The following is an 18,689-nucleotide window of genomic DNA, read 5'->3' on the forward strand; positions in this document are numbered from 1 at the left end:
GGCGGACCCCGCCGGGGGAGATCAGGCCGGCAGGTCGATCAGCGGCGCGAGGGCCGCGCGATGCCGCCCAGGAGTGCCCAAAGCGATCTCGTCGCTCTTCGCGCGCTTCAGGTACAGGTGCGCGGGGTGCTCCCAGGTCATGCCGATCCCGCCGTGCAGCTGGATCGCCTCCTCGGTGGCGTGCACGGCGATGGGGGAGTTGCGGGCCTGCGCCACCGCGACGGCGATCGCGATGTCGTCACCGGAAGCCAGGCAGTCGGCGGCGTACCGCGCGGTCGCCCTGGCGTTGACCAGATCCGTGTACAGATTCGCCAGCCGGTGCTTCAACGACTGGAACGAACCGACCTGACGGCCGAACTGGTAACGCTCCTTGAGATAGCGCACCGTTTCGGTCAGGGCCCATTCTGCGATCCCGAGTTGTTCCGAGGCGAGCAGCCCCGCCGCGGTCACGAGTGCGGTGTCCAAAGCGGACACTGCGGCCGAGGAGGCGGCGACGCGCTTCGCGGTCACGTTCTCGAAGGTGACGTCGGCGATGCGCCGGGTGAGGTCCAGGGAAATGGCCTCGGTGACCGTCACGCCCGTCGACGCCACGTCGACCGTGTACAGGCCGGGACCGTCGGGCCCCACCGCCGGGACGACGATCAGTTCGGCCACCGAAGCGTCGGCGACGCTCCGGACCTGACCACTGAGCGTGCCGTCGGTGGCCGCGGTGACCGTCGAGGGGAACTCGGCGCCGGGCGCCGTCGACAGCGGAACGGCCAGCGCGCCGATGAGCGTGCCCGCGGCCAGTTTCCCGAGCCGTTCCGCCACTTCCGCCTGCGACGTGTCGGTCGCCAGCAGGGCCGACGTCGCCAGGACGGCACTGCCGAGATACGGGACGGGGGCGACGCTGCGCCCGAGTTCCTCCATCACGACGGCGACTTCCCGCGCCGAAGCGCCGTGCCCGCCCAGTGCCTCCGGGACGGCGAGGCCCGCCGCGCCCAGGTCCGCGGCGAGCGTGCGCCACAACTTCAGGTCGTACGGTTCCGCCGACTCGGTCCTGGCGATCAGGGCCGCCGGTTCCGCGCGATCGGAGAACAGATCCCGGACGCTGGCGCGAAGGTCCTCTTCGACCTCGGAATACAGCAGGTCGCTCATCGGGGCAGGTCCTTCCAGGCGACGTCCTTGTCGATCCGCGGCTCGGACGGCAGTCCCAGCACGCGTTCGGCGATGATGTTGCGCAGGACCTCCGAGGTGCCGCCCTCGATGGAGTTCCCCTTCGCGCGCAGATAGCGGTATCCGGCTTCGCGGCCGAGGAAGTTCACGCCGTCGGGACGCCGCATCGTCCAATCGTCGTAGCGCAAGCCTTCGTCGCCGAGCAGCTCGATCTCCAGCCCGGACGCGGCCTGGTTCAGCTCGGAGAACGCGACCTTGACCGCGGAACCCTCCGGCCCCGGCGCGCCCGCGGCGAGTTGCTGCCGCAGCCGCGAACTCACCAGGCGCAGACTCTCGCCCTCCACCCACAGCTTCAGCAGCCTGTCGTGCAGTTCGGAGGTGCGCAGTTCCGGGCGTTCCCGCCAGGTTTCCGTGACGACGCCGACCATGCCGCCGTCACGCGGGAACTCGGTCCCGCCGATCGCGACCCGTTCGTTCATCAGCGTGGTCTGCGCGACCTTCCAGCCCTCGCCCACCGCGCCGAGGCGATGCGCGTCGGGAATGCGGACCTCGCTGAGGAAGACCTCGTTGAACTCGGCCTCGCCGGTGATCTGGCGCAGCGGCCGGACCTCCACGCCCGGCGCGGTCATGTCGCACAGGAAGTACGTCATGCCACGGTGTTTCGGCACGTCGGGATCGGTGCGGGTGACCAGGATGGCCCACTGCGACTTGTGCGCGCCCGACGTCCAGACCTTCTGTCCGGTGACCACCCAGTCGTCACCGTCGCGGACCGCGCGGGTGCCCAGCGCGGCGAGGTCGGATCCGGCGCCCGGCTCGCTGAACAGCTGACACCACACCTCGCGTTCGGTCCACAGTGGACGCAGGAAGCGCTGATGCTGTTCCGGGGTGCCGAAGGCGAGAATGGTCGGCGCGGCCATGCCGAGACCGATCCCGATCCGCCGTTTGTCGTTGTCCGGGGCGCCCGCCGCGGCGAGTTCCTTGTCCACAAGGGACTGCAGGGAACGAGGCGCGTTCAGGCCGCCGAGGCCTTCGGGGAAGTGGATCCACGCCAGCCCGGCGCCGAACCGCGCGTCGAGGAAGTCCTGCCGGGGCGTGCTTTCCGGCGGATACGCGGCCAGAAGATCGGCTACCCGGCGCTTGAGATCGTCCACAGTGGTCACTTTGAGGCCTCCCCGCGGTACTTCTTCAGCTCACGGTGCGCCAGCGAGCGCTTGTGCACCTCGTCCGGCCCGTCGGCGAGCCGCAGCGTCCGCACCTGCGCCCACATCTCGGCGACCGGGAAGTCCTGGCTGACCCCGCCCGCGCCGAACAACTGCACGGCCTTGTCGAGGATCCACTCGACGGTGATCGGCGTGGAGATCTTGATCGCCTGGATCTCGGTGTGCGCGCCCTGGTTGCCGACGGTGTCCATCAGCCAGGCGGTCTTGAGCACCAGCAGCCGCTGCTGCTCGATCTTGACCCGCGCCTCGGCGATCCAGTCCTGCACCACGCCCTGTTCGGCGATCGGCTTGCCGAAGGTCTCGCGCGAAAGCGCCCGGCGGCACATCAGTTCCAGCGCGCGTTCGGCCATGCCGATGGCGCGCATGCAGTGGTGGATCCGCCCCGGGCCGAGGCGGGCCTGCGCGACGGCGAACCCGTCACCCTCGCCGGCGATGAGGTTCTCCGCGGGCACACGGACGTCCTCGAAGACCACTTCGGCGTGGCCGCCGTGATCGCCGTCGGTGTAGCCGAAGACGTGCATACCGCGTTTCACGGTCATGCCGGGGGTGTCGCGGGGGACCAGGATCATGCTCTGCTGCTTGTGCGGCGGGCCGTCCGGATCGGTCTTGCCCATCACGATGAAGATCTTGCAGTTCGGGTTCATCGCGCCGGAGATGTACCACTTGCGGCCGTTGATGACGTACTCGTCGCCGTCGCGCCGGATGCCGGTGGCGATGTTGCGCGCGTCGGAGGACGCGACGTCGGGCTCGGTCATCGCGAACGCGGACCGGATCTCGCCGTCCAGCAACGGCTGGAGCCACTGCTTCTTCTGCTGCTCGCTGCCGAACATGGTGAGGACTTCCATGTTCCCGGTGTCCGGCGCCGCACAGTTCAGCGCGGTCGGCGCGAGCCGGATGCTGCGGCCGGTGATCTCGGCCAGCGGCGCGTACTGGAGGTTCGTCAGCCCCGCGCCGTGGTCACCGGGGAGGAAGAAGTTCCACAGTCCGCGCTTGCGCGCCTCGGCCTTGAGTTCTTCGACGATCGGCGGCTGCGACCATTCGCTGTCGCGCTCGGCCAGCTGCTGCTCGAAGACGGCCTCGGCCGGGTAGATGTGCGAATCCATGAACTCGAGGAGCTTTCCCCGCAGTTCCTCGGTTTTCGCGTCGAAGGCGAAGTCCATCTCTATCCCTCTTCCTTGAGAGTCTCATTGCCGTGCGCGATCAACGGGACGACGCCCGCGCCGATGCCGTCGAATCCGGCACCGACGGTCTGGCCCTTGCTGTAGCGAAGGTGGATGCCTTCCAGGATCACCGCGAGTTTGAAGAACGCGAAGCCCACGTACCAGTTGAGCCGCGAGACGTCGCGGCTCGAACGTTCCGCGTAACGCGCGATGACCTCGTCGTTGCGCGGGTAGCCCGGTGCGGAACTGGCGTTCGACACGAACTGCAAGGACACCTTGTCGCGTTCGGCGTAGGCCACCAGCAGCGCGAGGTCGGTCAGCGGGTCACCGAGGGTGGACATCTCCCAGTCCAGCACCGCGGTGATCCGGTCGTCGTCGTTCACCAGCACGTTGTCCAGCCGGTAATCCCCGTGGACGATCGACGGCTTGCCCGAAACCGGCACCGAACCCGCCAGCCGATCGTGCAGTTCGTCGACGCCGGGGAGATCGCGGCTGCGGTTGCCGTCGAGCTGTTTCTTCCAGCGTCGCAACTGGCGTTCGAGGAAACCTTCCGGGCGGCCGAAATCGCCGAGCCCCACCGACTCCGGATCGACGGCGTGCAACTCGACGAGGGTGTCGACCAGTTCGTCCGCGATCGCCTTCGTCCTGGCGGGACCCAGCGCGGCCAGTTCGGTGTCGGAGCGGAAAGGTGTGCCCTCCACGAACTCCATCACGTAGAACCGCGCGCCGATGACGTCGGTGTCCTCGCACAGCAGCACGGTTTCCGGCACCGGGACGGCCGTGCCGTGCAGGCCGGAGATCACCCGGAACTCGCGGCCCATGTCGTGCGCGGTCGGCAGGACGTGGCCAAGCGGCGGGCGGCGGACCACCCAGCGGGACCGGCCGTCGCCCACGATGTAGGTGAGGTTGGACCGGCCCCCCGCCACGACCTGGCCGCTCAAGGCGCCCTGGACGAGCCCGGGCCGGTGCTCGTCCAGGTGGGTCTTGAGCCTGGCCAGGTCGAGGCCCGGCAGGTCGGACTGGTTCATGGTGCCTCCAGCATCTCGCTTTCCGGTGACAGTACCGACCAGTCGGTATGTCGGGTAGGGGTGGTCCGGCGAGGTGCCGGAGGTCACCTTCTCAGGCGATCAGCCGGACGACCATCTCCGCGACGCACGCCGGTTTGGGCTCGCCGTCGATCTCGATCGTCCACCGCACGACGGCCTGCTTGCCACCGGAGACGTCGGTGACCTCGACCAGTTCGGCGCCCGCCCGGATGTTCGCGCCCACCTTGACCGGCTGGGGGAACCGGACCTTGTTCAGCCCGTAGTTGATGCCCATCTTGAGCCCGTTGACCCGGTAGAGCTTCCCGACGAAACCCGAAATGAGCGAAAGCGTCAGGAAACCGTGGGCGATCGGGCCGCCGAACGGCCCTTCGGCCGCCTTCTCGACGTCGACGTGGATCCACTGGTGGTCGTCGGTGGCGTCGGCGAACAGGTTCACCCGGTCCTGGGTGAGCGTCAGCCAGTCGCTGTAGCCGAAGTGCTCGCCGACGGCGTTCTCGAACTCCTGCAGTGAGGCGAATTCGCGCATGGCTCAGTCCTTCGGTCCGCCGGCGACGTAGATGACCTGGCCGGAGATGAATCCCGCGCCGTCGCTCACCAGGAACGACGCGAGGTTGGCGATGTCGTCGGGGGTGCCGACACGCTGCACCGGGATCTGCGACGCGGCCGCAGCCTTGAAGTCCTCGAAGGACATGCCGATCCGCTCGGCGGTCGCCGCGGTCATGTCGGTGGCGATGAAACCGGGGGCGATGGCGTTCGCGGTGACGTTGAACTTGCCCAGTTCGATCGCGAGGGTCTTCGTGAAGCCCTGCATGCCCGCCTTGGCCGCGGAGTAGTTGACCTGGCCGCGGTTGCCCAGCGCCGAGGTGCTGGACAGGTTGACGATGCGGCCCCACTTCTCCTGCGTCTGGTACTTCTGCACCTCGCGGGTCATCAGGAACGAGCCCTTCAGGTGCACGCCCAGCACCGAGTCCCAGTCCTGTTCGGTCATCTTGAAGAGCAGGTTGTCGCGGGTGATGCCGGCGTTGTTGATCAGCACGGTCGGCGCGCCGAGCTCCTCGGCCACCCGGGTCACCGCGGCTTCGACCTGTGCGGCGTCGTTGACGTCCAGCGCGACACCGACGGCCTTGCCGCCCTCGGCGACGATCGCTTCGGCCCCCTGCTTGACACCCGCCTCGTCGAGGTCCAGCAGACCGACGGCGAACCCGTCGGAAGCGAGCCGCTTGGCCACGGCGGCGCCGATGCCGCGGCCGGCGCCGGTGACGATCGCTACACGGGAGGGGTGTTCGGTCACGGGTGACTCCTCGTCGTCGAGTGGAAGTGACGTCGAGTCTGCCGTACTGAGCGGTCGGTTTGTAGAGATACCGGGCCAGGAGTTTCGCTGTGATCGTAATCACCACCCGGCCTCCAGCGCCTCGACCTGCACTTCCGCTCGCGGCGGACGCCGCTCCCGCTGATGACGCCTCGGGCCGGTCCGTCACTCGGTCCGTGGAGGCCCTCCCTGAGTGCCTGAAGGCCTCCAGTCAAGCGCTCACGTGAGTTTTCGCGGTCGTGGGGATGTCGTGAAGGGCTCGACGGCGGCCCCATCGGAAGCACTGAAGCAGCCGCCCGCTCATCCTCACATCTCGTGAGTGGCGATTCGGGTTAGGGCCGGCCGTGTTCTAGGTGCCTACGGCGGGTGGATCGGGATCGCAGGTCCGTGAAGGACCCCAGTACATGAAGGACCCCATCCTTGCGCCTAGGTACAGGAAGGGGTCCTTCATGTACTTCACTCCGGCATCACGCAAGAAGCGCCACAGGTCACGCAGTAGGTACCCAAGGGGAAGCTCGCCAGAACCCGAATCGCCACTCACGACCCACTGGAGGTCAGCCAGCCCGCCTGCCGAGAACCTCGGTGATCAGCTTCGGCAGTTCGCCGCCGTGCCACGAACTGGGCGAGAACCGCTCCTGCGCGATTCCGTCCCAAGGCTCGCCGTCGTCCAGCGAAATGCCTTTCTCGCGGGGGACGAGGGTCCCGATCTCCTGCGCCGAGACGCCTTCCCCGGCAAGGGTCTTCTTGGCGAGCGCGACATCCTGTGGTCGCACGGCGACCACGAGCGTCCAGTCGCCCCAGGCCTGCGCGAGTTCGAACCGGCCGAGTCCCGACTGCTCGCAGACGTCGGCGGGCGCGTCGTCCAGCTGGACGTCCGTCGTGACGCGCGCGCCGAGACCGTTGGCGCCGCACAGGGTCCGCACGGTCGGGAAGAGGCCGTCGGAGACGTCCATCGCGGCGCGTGCCAGTCCGGCCGTGGCGAGCGCCCTTCCGGCGGCCACCTGCGCCATCGGGCGGCAGGCGCGTTCGCGGATGTCCGCGACGAGAGACTCGGGAAGCCGTGCCTGCTTTTCGACGAGCAACGCGTACGCCCACAGATAGCCGGGTGAACCGACCAGAAGCAGGCGGTCACCGGCTTCGGCGCCCGCGCGCCCGAGCCGTCCGTCGGGGACGCACCGGCCGATCGCCGTCGCGGTGAGCTGCCGGACCGGACCGTCCCGGAGATCGCCGCCGACGACTTTGGTCCCGTGGGCCTTGGTGCAGTCGTCGACGCCGTCGAGAAGCCGCCGGAACTCGCCCGCGGTGGTCGTCTTCGGCAGGGTGTAGTTGACGACCAGGCCGATGGGGGTGGCGCCGGCCGCCGCCAGATCGGACAGGTTGATCGTCGCCAGCAGCCAGCCGGCGTGATACGGATCAGTTTCCCCGAGGATGGTGACCAGCGGAGTGGGACAACTGTCGGTGGTGGCGACCAGTTCGCCGCGAAGCCCTTCCGGGGCGTCGAGGACGGCGCAGTCGTCACCGAATCCGTGGACACCGCCGTAGCGCGGCCGCAGGATGTGCTCGAGGATCGCGTGTTCGCCGAGGTCCCCGAGGCGGACGTCATCGCCGACCGGCGAGATTTCAGTTACGCCCGACATGATCCGCCAATCGGGACGGGGCCACGTTGTGGTCGCTGGAATAGTTGTTCGGCATCGTGCCGTAGGGCTGCTCGCTGCCGGTGGACGCGAACAGCATCAGGTTGCAGATCCGCGTGCCGGGGTGCAGGAGCACCGGATGCCGCAGGTGGTTCACGATCTCGAGAGTCAACACGGCCCCTGTCTCACTGCCGAAACCGGGGCTGACCTGACCGCACAGGACGACGCTGATGCCGAGCCGCGCGTAGTCGCTCGTGCCGTCGACGAGACCGGCGAGTTTCTCCGAAAGCCCGATCCTCTCCAGCGTCGGCGCGAGAACGACTTCGCCGGGCTCGACGGACAGCCTGCCTTCGGCGTCGAGTTCCTTCGGGCGGAGGTCCGGATACGTGCTCCGGTCGGCGATGTCGACGATGCCGGTCGATTCCAGCGCGAACGCCTCGTGGCCGAGCCGCAGGCTGATCGCGGCGGGGCGGACGAGACCGGGCTCGAACGGGGTGATCGTCAGTTCCCCGTTCCGGTGCGCGCGTTTGATGGCCCGGTCGGTCAGGATCCCGCGGCGCGGGGCGGGCCAGGTCAACGGCACGACGCCACCGCTTTCGCGACGGCGCCGACCAGGACCCGGAAATCGGCCTCGGTCAGTTCGCCGTTGGGCTGGTCGTCGGTCTGACCGGGCTCGCAGTACACGACGGTGGTGCCGGTGCGATGCGGGCCCTGGATCACCACCGTGGCGGTCAAGCCCGCCGCGATCGGGCGGACGGTGTGCACGATGGCGGTGTCGCACGAGTAGACGTCGCCACGCCGGACCCGCGGGGTCTTCTCCACTTCGAGCCGGGCTCCGCCGTCCGCGCGCAAGGCGGCCGGATTCGCCGGATCGGCGCCGTAGCGGTAGCGGTCGTACGCCATCCCGCCTTCGGTCGTTTCGCGGAATTCGACCATGTGCAGACCTTCGCCCGCGACGATCGTCGAGGCGAATTCCCAGCGGTGGCTGTGCGGATTGGACTCGCCGCGGGACGGTTCCGCGGATTCCGGCCAGACGTGGAGCCGGATCCGGAAATCGGCGGAGGCGTGGAGCACCATTTTGGCGAATCCGTTGGGATGCCAGTAGGAACGCTTCGCCGCGGTGCGGACGGTTTCTTCGTCACCGAGGATTTCCTCGAGCCACGAAAGGAAGCTCTCGGGAGCGTCCTGGACCCGGTGCGCGACCGTGCGCAGCCAGGCCAGATCCGCGTCGCCGTGGCTGGGTCGCGTGCCGGTGACCTCATCGAGGAACGCGTGCGCGTCTGGCCGAACGGCGGTGAGGGTCGAGGGCGGGGTGTCGATCATGTAGTCGTTCCTGGAGGGCTGAGCGGGGGCGCCGCGGCGGCGAATGCGGCCGCGCGGAGCGCGGTGACTGCGTCCAAGGTCTGCCAGATGGGTAGGTCGCCGCTTCCCCAAGCCCAGAGCCCTTGATCGGCGTCGTAGCGCTCCCAAAGGGTTCCGAGCGCCCGGTTGAGCCGGGGGAGTGGCAGGAAGGGGGCGGTGGCGAGCGCTTGGACGACCCAGGCTGCGGTGAAGTGCCGGATGATGATCCGGGTGGTTCCTTCCCCGTCGGGGCGAGGCCTTTCGAGATCCTCGGCCACGCCATCGTCCGAATGCGACCGGTCGATGAGCCATTGTGTGGCTTCGTCGGCCGCCTCACGGACGTCGTTGCGATCTTCACGGCTGCACAGGACGTCCCGCAGAGCGACGACCGACCGCGCGGTGTGCACCACCGACGCCTCCGGGGCGACGAGCCCGGCCTCGTTCTTCTCGGGCCACAGACGTGCGCCGTCGAAGTCGAGCCTGGCCGCCAGGAGGGCGTCGATCAGCCGGTCGGTCAGCGGGGCGTCCGGCCGCAGCCGGACCGCCGTGTGCAGCACGGCGGACAACAGGTACGGACGGGTCCGGCTGTACGGGTCGAGCGACCCCTCGAGCTGGTCCAGCCCTTCGTCGGCGGACATCGTGCTGGTGCGGAACAGCGCGTCCACCACCGACGCGGTGGTCTCCGGCCGCTTGCCGCCCGCGCGGCCACGCCAGCCGTGTTCCGATTGCAGCCGGTAGAGATCTTCGGCGAGCGTATGTAGGTCGATGTAGGGATCGCCTACCACCAGCATCGTGTTGATCCCGTACGCGGTGCTGAGGGCCTTCGGCCCGGTGTTCTTCTGCAGGTTGTGCCGCCAGCCCAGCGGCTTGCCATCGGCGTCACGGATCAGGCGCTCGGCGAGCTTCGCGCCGACGGTGTGGAAGACCTGCAGCAGGGAACGCGAGGTGTCGACGACGCCGGCGTCGCCGAGGACCGGTGGGGTGTGTTCGTGGGGCGAACGGGCCGTCTCCACCAGCGTGAACAGTGTGTTCGCGGCGCGGAAGTGATCGTCGAGCTGGCGGGCGTTGTGCGCCGACGGCAGGTATTTGCCGGTCTCCCACTGGGTCAGGTTCGCCCTGGTGACGCCGATGATCCTGGCGGTCTCCGCCTGCGTTTCCCCCGCGGCCTTGCGCAGCCGCCGCAGCTCTCGTCCGACACCCGACGCGGTAACGGTTTCCGCATCAGGGCTTACCGGCTCGCCTCCGGCCGATGTAGGCTTCATGTAGGCACTAGACACGGACTTACCTACCTTCGGTAGGCATGTAGGGGCGGTGACTGAACGTGCACACAACGGCGAGAGTACAGCAAGCTGATCGGACCGTGCTGGCGCGTGGGTCAACGTCTTGTCACAAGATGCGGAAACCGTGAAAGAGCCTGTTCTGCCTGGTCTTGGGGTGCGTGAACGCACCTGACGGCCAGGGCCGGTACCACCCGGGCGCGACCGGAGAGCGGATGCTGACAGCCATCTGAATGTGACGCTGCGCATCCGAACCCGTTCGTGTCGCCTGTGGGCCACACGAATGCCGGAGTAGGCGTCGTGTGGGCCGACCCGAGTTCGCGCTTGGCTGCATCGGGGGTGAACCTCATGTCCCACCACGAGAACCACACGGCAGCGCCCCGATCTTGGTTCGACCGACTTCTCGAACGTTTCCACGAATGGCTCTTCGCGACCCAAGAAGACACTCGCGCGGTCGCTCGCGGCCGGCAGGTCTCCCGGGTGCCGGGCAGCAGGCGCCGCGTCTACCGCGATCCCCGCTGGAACACCGTCCACGCGTGCGAACCCTGCGGGGGCACGGGGTGGTGGCCCTACGAGGACGCCGTTTGCCCGGACTGCGCCGGTGCCGGTGTCGTCCGCTCCATTCCCGCGGCGGCCGTGGCCGCCGAGCAAACCGCCGGACGGACAGGAGGAAGGTCATGAGCCGTTGGCAGGAACCCCAGGCGATCGCCGAGCTGGCCAGGGAGATCACGGTGGTCAGGAGGCCGAACCCGCTCACCGCGCTCTATCACTGGCGTTACGAGATCGGCGTGCTCCTCGTCCTCCCGTACGCGTTGTTCACCCTTTTCCATGCGGTCGGCCCGATCTGGGGCGCGGTCGTGCTGTTCGGCGTCGCGAACTGGCTGTTCTACTGGCGCTCGGCGCGGCGATTCCTCCGCGACCGGCTTCGCTCGGTCGTCGTGCAGCACCGGCTGCGGACCGGCTTCGCCCGTGCCCGGGTGTGCACCCTCGACGGCAAGCTGCCGGTGATCCTGTGGACGAAACCGCGTGGTGACGAAGTCGAGGTCACGGTGTTCTGCCCGGCAGGAGTCGGTTACGAGCGCATCGAGCAGCGACGGGCTCTGCTCGCGGCGGCGTGCTTCGCCTCCGACGTCCACGTGTACCGCCATCACAAACGCGCCAACGTGGTGCACCTTTCGGTCTGCACCGCACGCTTGCGCAAGGCCGCCGAAGACACTGCAGAGGACGAGGTCAGGCCCGGTCTGCCGCCCGCGCGACGATATGCCGGGCAGCCGGACGGTGCCGCCATTCCCCTGCCGGGGACCTTCGCAGGAATTCCTCGCGCAGTTCGGCGATGAACTCTTCACCGCGCACGCTCGCCAGCGGCCGCATCGGCCCGGAGCGGGTGTGCGCGGTGAAGAACGTGTCCGCGTCGGGATGGACCATCGGGAACGCCAACGGCTCATCCAGTTCGAGTGCGGCGCCCTTCAAGGCGGGTAGGAGCCGTTCTTCCCAGGAACGGTCGCCTGCCGGGACGCGTTCCCGGAGGACGTCCGACAGCACGGTGAACGGCCCTCCCGGTTCGGTGCTGTGCGGCCAGTAGACGACCGAAAGCACTCCGCCGGGGCGAAGCGCGCCGGTCCAGGATCGGAGCGCGGCGTCGGGCTCGGGCAGTTGCTGGAGCCCGAAGACCGAGACGACCGCGGCGGCGGAGGCCGGTTCGAGTTCCGAGGCGTCGCCCTCGACAACGCGTACGAGTGAGTTGCCCGCGGCCCGCGTCCGCGCTCGGGCTGCCATGCCCGCGGACAGATCGATGCCGACGATCTCGCGGCCGGGCAGATGTCCGGTGAGCACGTCGAGTTCCGGGAAGGTCCCGCAGCAGGGGACGAGAACGGGGCCGCCGGGCAGTTCCGCGGGAAGGGCCTGCACCGCGGCGGCGACCCACGGCGCGAACCGGGGGACGTAGTAGGCCTCGTAGCCGTCGGCGGCTTCGTCCCAGCCGTGGGCGACGCGGGCGAGGTGTTCGGCGGTCATCGTGCTGTCTCCGTCGGGTGTTCGAGCGCGGCCAGGCTTCGCCGCAGGTGCTCGCGTTCGGGTTCTGTCGGGGCGAGCCCGATCGCTTCGCGGTAGGCCGTGGCCGCCGCGTCGTGGCGGCCCAGCCGCTGAAGCAGGTCGGCCCGGGCGATGGCGAAGGGAGGGTAGCCGCGGAGCAGCGGTTCGCCGGTCAGTTCGTCGAGCAGCGCGAGTCCCGCGGCCGGGCCGTCGCGAAGGGCGACGGCCACGGCGCGGTTGAGCGCGACGACAGGGGACGGTGCCAAGGTCATCAGGACGTCGTAGAGCGCCACGATCTGCGGCCAGTCGGTGGTTTCGACGTCGGCCGCCTCGTCGTGCAGGGCCGCGATCGCGGCCTGCACCCCGTACGGTCCTGGCGGGCCACCGGTCAGTGAGGCGACCACCAGGTCACCGCCCTCTTCGATCAGTTCCCGGTTCCACCGGCTCCGGTCCTGGTCCGCCAGGAGGACCGGTTCGCCGTCCGGCCCGGTCCGGGCGGCCCGCCGGGCGTGGACGAGCAGCATCAGCGCGAGCAGCCCCGCCACCTCCTGATCGGCGGGCATCAGCCCGCGCAGGATGCGGCCGAGCCGGATCGCCTCCTCGGCGAGGTCGGCCCGTTGGAGACTCGCTCCCGAACTGGCCGCGTACCCCTCGGTGAAGATCGAGTACACCGCCTGCAGCACACCCGGCAGCCGCTCCGGTAGTTCGTCCGCGCCGGGAACACGGAACGGGATGCGGGCCTCGCTGATCTTCTTCTTCGCCCGCACGATCCGTTTCGCCATCGTCGGCACCGGGACGAGGAAGGCCCGCGCCACCTCCGGCGTGGTCAGCCCGGCGAGAAAACGCAGGGTCAGCGCACCCCGGTCCTCGACGGGCAGGGCGGGATGGGCGCAGGTGAAGAACAGCCTCAGCCGCTCGTCCGGCAGGCTGTCACCGGCGTCCGCCGCGGGAGCGGGACCGGCCCGCTCCGCCTCCACCTGCAGGATCGCGAGTTTGGCGGCGTAGGCCTGATCCCGGCGCAGCCGGTCGACCGCCTTGCGTCGCGCGGTGGTCATCAGCCACGCACCCGGCCGCGGCGGGACACCGTCCACCGGCCAGCGCTCCAGCGCCGCTTCGATCGCCTCGGAAGTGACCTCTTCGGCCAGGTCCAGATCACCGAAGCGGCGCACGAGCGCGGCCAGGAGCCTTCCCCGTTCTTCGCGGAACACCGCCTCCACCGACGCCATCCCTGGCCCCTGCCCGTCCATGATCAGACGCTGAAGTCGGCGACCGGGCGGATCACGACGGAGCCGTCCCGCGCGCCGGGGCACCGGGCCGCCCAGTCCAGCGCGGTGTCGAGGTCCGGCACATCGATGACGTAGAAGCCGCCCAGTACCTCGCGGGTCTCGGCGTACGGCCCGTCGGTCACCGTCCGCTTCCCGTCGCGATCGACCTTCACCGTCGTCGCGGTGACGAGGTCGGCGAGTGACTCCCCGGATGACCAGATCCCGGCGTCCCTGACCTCTTTGTCGTAGACCGTCCACTCCTCGAAGGTGCACTGGGGCTCGGTGTCGGTCGCGGCTTGGATCAGCATCATGTACTTCACGGTGGTGCTCCCGTTCCGGTTTTCCGCGCGGCCTGCTTGCCGCACGACACCACTACGAGCGGGAGATCGTCAAATGGACACGACGCCGGGAAAACCTTTCAGGACGCGGTCTCCAGCGCTTCGGCCTGCTCGGTCACCGGTGCGGCGACCACGCGGGCGGGGATGAGCAGCGACGCCAGCGCGATCAGCCCGGTCAGCGCCATCGCGCGTTCGACCAGCCCCAGCGGGATCGCCCGCCACCACGGCTCGCCGCCGTTCATCGAGACCACGATCGCCCCGAGGATCACCCCGAACCAGGCCAGCGCGGCCACCGCGAGCACCCGCGTCACCGCACGCCGCGCGGGCGAGGAGGCGAAGACGGCTTTCGCGGCGAACCACACGGCCAGCGGAAGGGCGACGAAGGCCACCACGCTCGCGATCCGGTGCACCGTCCCGCCGGTGCTCGGCCCGATCGCCCAGTTGTTCTTGGGGAACGCCACGATCACCACCAGGCTCACCGTCCAGAGCGCGCAGAACACCGAGGCCGCGGACAGGGCGGGAAGATGCTTGCGGCGGATCAGCGCGCCGAAGCCGATCGCCGAGCCGAGCGCGACCAGCAGGACCGCGACGTCGAAGATCCACTTGTGCTCACTCAGCGCGTATTCGCTGATGGTCCGGCGGATCGGGCTGATGTCGCTGGTGGCGGGGAGGACCTGCAGCAGCAGGATCAGCAGCGCTCCGCCGGCGACCGAGACCACGGCGGCCAGCAGTGCCAGCGGTGACCGGGCGGTGACCTGGGGCGTCGTCATGGTTGAACGGTAACCACCCAACCTGAAGGTTTTCTTAGGCTTTCCTGTCGAAATCGACAGGGAAGCCCCCTCTCAGGGCGCGTGTGCGAGTGATCGTTCCGGCACGGTCGGTGAGATCGTTGGGCCGAAAGGGGTGCAGACGACTTGTGGCGGGTCCCTCGGACGGGGTCCCGGGTCTAGGGTCTCGCTACCGGTGACCTCACCCGGTCACCGGACTGTCCAAGGAGGTCAGTCTGTGGGGTATTCACCAAACCGGCGAAGAGCGGGATGGACGGCGGCGACCCTGGTGCTCGCCGGCACCTTCGTGGCACTTCCGTCGGCCACGACGGCAGGGGCCGCGGACAACGTGGTGCGGACCAATCAGGCCGTGCCGCGTTCCTGTTTCGCCGCGCTGCAGAAGCCGGGTACCTCCGGCACCGATCGGCGTGAGTTCACGTCCACAGTAGACGGTCTGCTGCAGGCGCGGATCGCCCCTCGTGGCGGCGGTGAGGGCGACTGGGACCTCGCGGTCTTCGACAAGGCCACCGGCGCCGTGGTCGCCGCGTCGGCCGCGTTGCGCAGTCACGAGCTCGCCGAAGGTTTCGTGAAGAAGGACCAGAAGCTGGTCGTGCAGACCTGCCGGTACGCCGGGCAGACCCGCGACGCGCTGCTGGGCGTCGACTTCCTCGCCCTCACGCCGACCGGGGCCCCGGCCGCGCCGCAGCGCGCCGAACTGGTCCGGGTCGAGACGCCCGCCAAGCAGGACAAGGACAAGCTCCTCCGGCTCGGGCTGGACGTCACCGAGAAGGCCGACGCCACCGGCGTCGAGGTCGTCCTCGCCAACGACGCCGACCGCAAGACGCTGGCCGACAACGGCTTCAAGTCGAAGGTGATCGAGCCGGATCTTTCGGGCAAGTCGATCCGGAACGCCAAGGCCGACAGCGAGTACGACGCCAAGACGCAGGCCTCGGCGTTGCCGTCCGGGCGCACGAGCTACCGGCACCTCTACGACTACCAGTTCGAGGTCAAGGAACTGGCCCGCAAGAACCCCAAGCTCGTCACGGCGTTCACGCTGCCGCAGCCGACCTGGGAAGGCCGCGACGTCGTCGCCCTCGAGATCGCGACCGACGTCAAGAACATCGCCGACGGCAAACCCGTCAACTTCACCATGGGCGTGCACCACGCCCGGGAGTGGCCCGCCGGCGAACACGCCATGGAATGGGCCCACGAACTGGTCAAGGGCTACACCGGCACCAACGCCGAACTCCGCGGCCTGGTCGGCCGGACCCGCAACATCATCGTGCCGATCGTCAACCCCGACGGCTTCGAAATCTCCCGTGAGGCCGAGCCCAAGGGCGACTTCTCGCGTTTCGACTACGAGATGAAGCGCAAGAACTGCAACGTCAACGACTCGCCAAAGGAGTTCGCGACCGGCGTCTGCAAGGCCAACCCCGCCGGCCGTGAACGCGGCACCGACCCGAACCGCAACTACGCGGGCTTCTGGGGCGGCGCCGGCGCGTCGACCCTGTGGCGCAGCGACACCTTCCGCGGCGCGGGCCCGTTCTCCGAGCCCGAGACGCAGAACATCCGCTCGATCGTGTCCAACCGCCAGGTGACCAACCTGATCACGCTGCACACCTACTCCAACCTGGTGCTGCGTGTCCCGGGTGTCGCCGCCGTCCGCCCGCCGCTCGACGAGCCGGCGTACAAGGCGCTCGGTGACAAGATGGCCTCGCGCAACGGATACACCAGCCAGCCGTCGTGGGCGCTCTACGACACGACCGGTTCGACCGAAGACTGGTCGTACTGGGCCACCGGTGGCTGGGGCTTCACGTTCGAGGTCGGCCCCAACGAGTTCCACCCGCCGTTCGCCGACGGTGTCGTCGCCGAATACACCGGTGTCGCCCCCGCCGCGGGCGCGGGCAAGGGCGGCAACCGGCAGGCCTTCGTGGACATGCTGGCCAACACCGCGGACCCGGCGGCGCATTCGACGCTGATCGGTACCGCACCGAAGGGCTACCAGCTGAAGCTGCACAAGACCTTCCAGACGCCGACCTCTCCGGTGGTGCAGCCGGACGGTTCGACGAAGCCGCCGATCTACGTGACCGACAACCTGAACTCGTCGCTGGCCTCGACCGGTGGCCGGTTCGCGTGGTCGGTCAACCCGTCGACCCGGCCCTACGTCGCGGGCCGCTACGGCCGCGAGCCGCAGGGTCCGGCGCAGCCCGCGATCCAGGCGGCCAACCCGGCCGGGGTCCCGGCGATCAACACGAACTACCCGGCCGACCCGGCTTCGGAGAGCTTCACGTTCCACGTGGACGGGCTCCCCAAGGTCGACAACGGGAAGTTCAGCGTCGACGTCAAGTGGGCCAGCCAGGACACCGACTGGGACCTGTACGTCTTCGACGCCGCGGGCAACATGGTGTCGTCGTCGGCGAACGGTTCGACCACGGAAGAGCACGCGATCCTGTACGACCCGCCAGCCGGGGACTACACGGCCGTGCTGGTCAACTACGCGCAGGCGAATCCGTCCACTGTGGACGACTGGGCCGGCGGTGTGTCGTTCCAGTCGCCGATCCCGCCGACCTACGGCCCCAAGGAGGCGTACCAGCTGACCTGTACGTCGCCGAAGGGCAAGCTCGTCGGATTGGCGGACGTCTACATCGACCGCGGCCAGACGGTCGACGTCGGTGAGGTCTGCACCCGTTCCGCGCGGGCCAAGAAGGAGCGCGGCTAGCCGGTAGACTCGAGCTCTTATGTCGTGAAGGGCCCCTTTGAGACGTTCATCGTCTCAAAGGGGCCCTTCACGACATCCCCACGGACCGCGACCACTCGCGTGAGCGCCTGAGTGGAGTCCTTCACGGACTCGCGATACCGGCTCACCCGCCGTAGGCACCTAAGACAACCTTGGCTCTAAGCCTCCTTGCCACTCGCGAAACCACATCGGGGGTAGCGAGGGGCTCCTTCACTACCCTCAGGGTAGGTAAGGAGGCCTTCACGGGCCGCTCCCTAAACGGTGCCGACGACCCGGTCCCGCACCAGGCGCATCGTCGCCGTGTCCACAGTGGACGGCTCCGCCGCCAGCCAGCCGCCGATCTCGTGCAGGAACTGCTCGGGTGTCATCGGCGGCGCGGGGGAGGGGTCCTCGTGATCCGTGGTGATCTCGCCGGTCCGGCTCGGGTACACGATCATCGCGCCGCGCAACGCGACGCCCGGCAGGATCCGCCGGTATTCGGCGAGGCTTTCGGTCAGTCTGCTCCCGCCGCCGCGGAAGGCGCGGCCGTTGCGCAGCAGGCGATCGTCGTCATCGGTTTCGTAGTGTCCCGGCAGCCACAGTTTCGATTCGACGAGCACGAGCCGCTTTCCGCACAGCACCGCGTGGTCGACGTCGGCGAACACCGAGTCCGGCCACGAGAGGCCGTGGAAGATCCGCGCGCCGGGCAGCCGGGTCAGGTAGCGCTCCAGCAGATCGGCGGTGAGGCGTTCGGCGAGCTCGTCGGTCTCCGTGCCGGGGGTGCCGAAGACGCGTTTCCCGCCGAATTCGGCGGCGAACCGGTTCTTGGCGCGGGAAGCGGCGAGATAGCCGCGCGCGAGGCGTTGCACCAGCAGTGCGGTCCCGGCGGTCAGGATCAGCCAGACGATGAGCGTGGGGGCCGTGAATCCGACGCCGGTCAGCACCGGGAGCAGCACCAGCACCATCCCGCCGACCGCCGCGACGACCGGGGTGTGCCCGGGGCCGCGCCGCCGTCCGTGGCGCACGCGGCCGTCCTGTGCGGCGAATTCCCACCATTCGAGGTCTTCCGGATCGATCACGACCGGTTCGGGCTCGTAGCCCGGTTCTTCGCCGAAGCGACGTCGCGGCCGCGGCCGGATCGGGACGCGCACGGAGCGCCCGCCCGCGTCGTAGCCCGCGCGCCGCATCGGATCGCTGAGCGTGTCGTAGGCCTCGCGGACCAGCTGGAACGTGAGCGCGGAACCCCCGGTGTCCGGGTGATGCGACTTCGCCAGCCGCCGGTACGCGGTCTTGATCTCGTTGACCGAGGCGGCCTTGCCCACGCCGAGCACCTCGTAGTAGTCGACATCGGGCACGGGCGGGTCACCTCCAAAGGGCCGGGCCGCAACAATATTCGGCCGCCGCCGGGCATCCGCAACCACCTCCGCGGC

General features: G+C 69.0%; 17 protein-coding genes. 2 read left to right on the forward strand and 15 right to left on the reverse strand.

Going from position 1 to position 18,689, the window contains the following annotated elements:
- Positions 1–21: 21 nt before the first annotated feature.
- From ACLJO0_RS15380 to ACLJO0_RS15425, 10 genes are all read right to left on the reverse strand, one after another.
- Positions 22–1,137: an acyl-CoA dehydrogenase family protein gene (locus ACLJO0_RS15380; protein ID WP_410579189.1), complete on the reverse strand. Its 1,116-nt coding sequence runs from the start codon at positions 1,135–1,137 to the stop codon at positions 22–24.
- Complete coding sequence (locus ACLJO0_RS15385) at positions 1,134–2,315, reverse strand: acyl-CoA dehydrogenase family protein (protein ID WP_410579190.1); 1,182 nt, start codon at positions 2,313–2,315, stop codon at positions 1,134–1,136. Before ACLJO0_RS15385 ends, ACLJO0_RS15380 begins: the two co-directional genes overlap by 4 nt.
- Positions 2,312–3,535 (reverse strand): acyl-CoA dehydrogenase family protein, encoded by a 1,224-nt coding sequence (locus ACLJO0_RS15390; RefSeq protein ID WP_410579191.1) that lies wholly within the window; start codon positions 3,533–3,535, stop codon positions 2,312–2,314. The genes ACLJO0_RS15385 and ACLJO0_RS15390 overlap by 4 nt, the downstream gene beginning before the upstream one ends.
- Before the next feature lie 2 nt (positions 3,536–3,537).
- Positions 3,538–4,563 (reverse strand): phosphotransferase family protein, encoded by a 1,026-nt coding sequence (locus ACLJO0_RS15395; RefSeq protein WP_410579192.1) that lies wholly within the window; start codon positions 4,561–4,563, stop codon positions 3,538–3,540.
- 91 nt (positions 4,564–4,654) lie between these two features.
- Positions 4,655–5,107, reverse strand: a complete 453-nt coding sequence (locus ACLJO0_RS15400; protein ID WP_410579193.1) for a MaoC family dehydratase — start codon at positions 5,105–5,107, stop codon at positions 4,655–4,657.
- Positions 5,108–5,110: 3 nt separating this feature from the next.
- Positions 5,111–5,872, reverse strand: coding sequence for a 3-oxoacyl-ACP reductase FabG (fabG, locus tag ACLJO0_RS15405; RefSeq protein ID WP_020637045.1), 762 nt, complete (start codon positions 5,870–5,872; stop codon positions 5,111–5,113).
- Positions 5,873–6,444: 572 nt separating this feature from the next.
- A complete protein-coding gene (locus ACLJO0_RS15410) occupies positions 6,445–7,527 on the reverse strand; it encodes a thiamine-phosphate kinase (RefSeq protein WP_410579194.1) in 1,083 nt (360 codons plus the stop codon).
- Positions 7,511–8,107 (reverse strand): dCTP deaminase, encoded by a 597-nt coding sequence (gene dcd / locus ACLJO0_RS15415; RefSeq protein ID WP_410579195.1) that lies wholly within the window; start codon positions 8,105–8,107, stop codon positions 7,511–7,513. The genes ACLJO0_RS15410 and dcd overlap by 17 nt, the downstream gene beginning before the upstream one ends.
- Positions 8,098–8,847 (reverse strand): hypothetical protein, encoded by a 750-nt coding sequence (locus ACLJO0_RS15420; protein WP_410579196.1) that lies wholly within the window; start codon positions 8,845–8,847, stop codon positions 8,098–8,100. The genes dcd and ACLJO0_RS15420 overlap by 10 nt, the downstream gene beginning before the upstream one ends.
- Positions 8,844–10,127: a helix-turn-helix transcriptional regulator gene (locus ACLJO0_RS15425; RefSeq protein ID WP_410579197.1), complete on the reverse strand. Its 1,284-nt coding sequence runs from the start codon at positions 10,125–10,127 to the stop codon at positions 8,844–8,846. The genes ACLJO0_RS15420 and ACLJO0_RS15425 overlap by 4 nt, the downstream gene beginning before the upstream one ends.
- Before the next feature lie 692 nt (positions 10,128–10,819).
- Here ACLJO0_RS15425 and ACLJO0_RS15430 point away from each other — a divergent pair.
- On the forward strand, positions 10,820–11,479 hold the full coding sequence (locus ACLJO0_RS15430) for a hypothetical protein (RefSeq protein ID WP_410579198.1): 660 nt from the start codon (positions 10,820–10,822) through the stop codon (positions 11,477–11,479).
- Here ACLJO0_RS15430 and ACLJO0_RS15435 read toward each other — a convergent pair.
- From ACLJO0_RS15435 to ACLJO0_RS15450, 4 genes are all read right to left on the reverse strand, one after another.
- Positions 11,373–12,155: a class I SAM-dependent methyltransferase gene (locus ACLJO0_RS15435; protein WP_410579199.1), complete on the reverse strand. Its 783-nt coding sequence runs from the start codon at positions 12,153–12,155 to the stop codon at positions 11,373–11,375. The two genes, ACLJO0_RS15430 and ACLJO0_RS15435, sit on opposite strands and share 107 nt — an antisense overlap.
- Positions 12,152–13,420 (reverse strand): RNA polymerase sigma factor, encoded by a 1,269-nt coding sequence (locus ACLJO0_RS15440; protein WP_410579200.1) that lies wholly within the window; start codon positions 13,418–13,420, stop codon positions 12,152–12,154. Before ACLJO0_RS15440 ends, ACLJO0_RS15435 begins: the two co-directional genes overlap by 4 nt.
- A 2-nt stretch (positions 13,421–13,422) precedes the next feature.
- Entirely contained in the window at positions 13,423–13,758 is a 336-nt protein-coding gene (locus ACLJO0_RS15445; RefSeq protein WP_125793900.1) for a YciI family protein, read from the reverse strand.
- Between the two features lie 98 nt (positions 13,759–13,856).
- Complete coding sequence (locus ACLJO0_RS15450; RefSeq protein ID WP_410579201.1) at positions 13,857–14,546, reverse strand: DUF998 domain-containing protein; 690 nt, start codon at positions 14,544–14,546, stop codon at positions 13,857–13,859.
- A gap of 235 nt (positions 14,547–14,781) precedes the next feature.
- Here ACLJO0_RS15450 and ACLJO0_RS15455 point away from each other — a divergent pair, with 235 nt between their 5' ends.
- Positions 14,782–17,262, forward strand: coding sequence for a M14 family zinc carboxypeptidase (locus tag ACLJO0_RS15455; RefSeq protein WP_410579202.1), 2,481 nt, complete (start codon positions 14,782–14,784; stop codon positions 17,260–17,262).
- A gap of 272 nt (positions 17,263–17,534) precedes the next feature.
- Here ACLJO0_RS15455 and ACLJO0_RS15460 read toward each other — a convergent pair whose 3' ends face one another.
- The gene (locus tag ACLJO0_RS15460; protein WP_410579203.1) at positions 17,535–18,614 is read right to left on the reverse strand and encodes a J domain-containing protein; all 1,080 of its coding nucleotides are present in this window, start codon (positions 18,612–18,614) and stop codon (positions 17,535–17,537) included.
- Between the last annotated feature and the right edge of the window lie 75 nt (positions 18,615–18,689).

The organism is Amycolatopsis sp. lyj-108, assembly GCF_046549005.1.
GTDB lineage: Bacteria > Actinomycetota > Actinomycetes > Mycobacteriales > Pseudonocardiaceae > Amycolatopsis.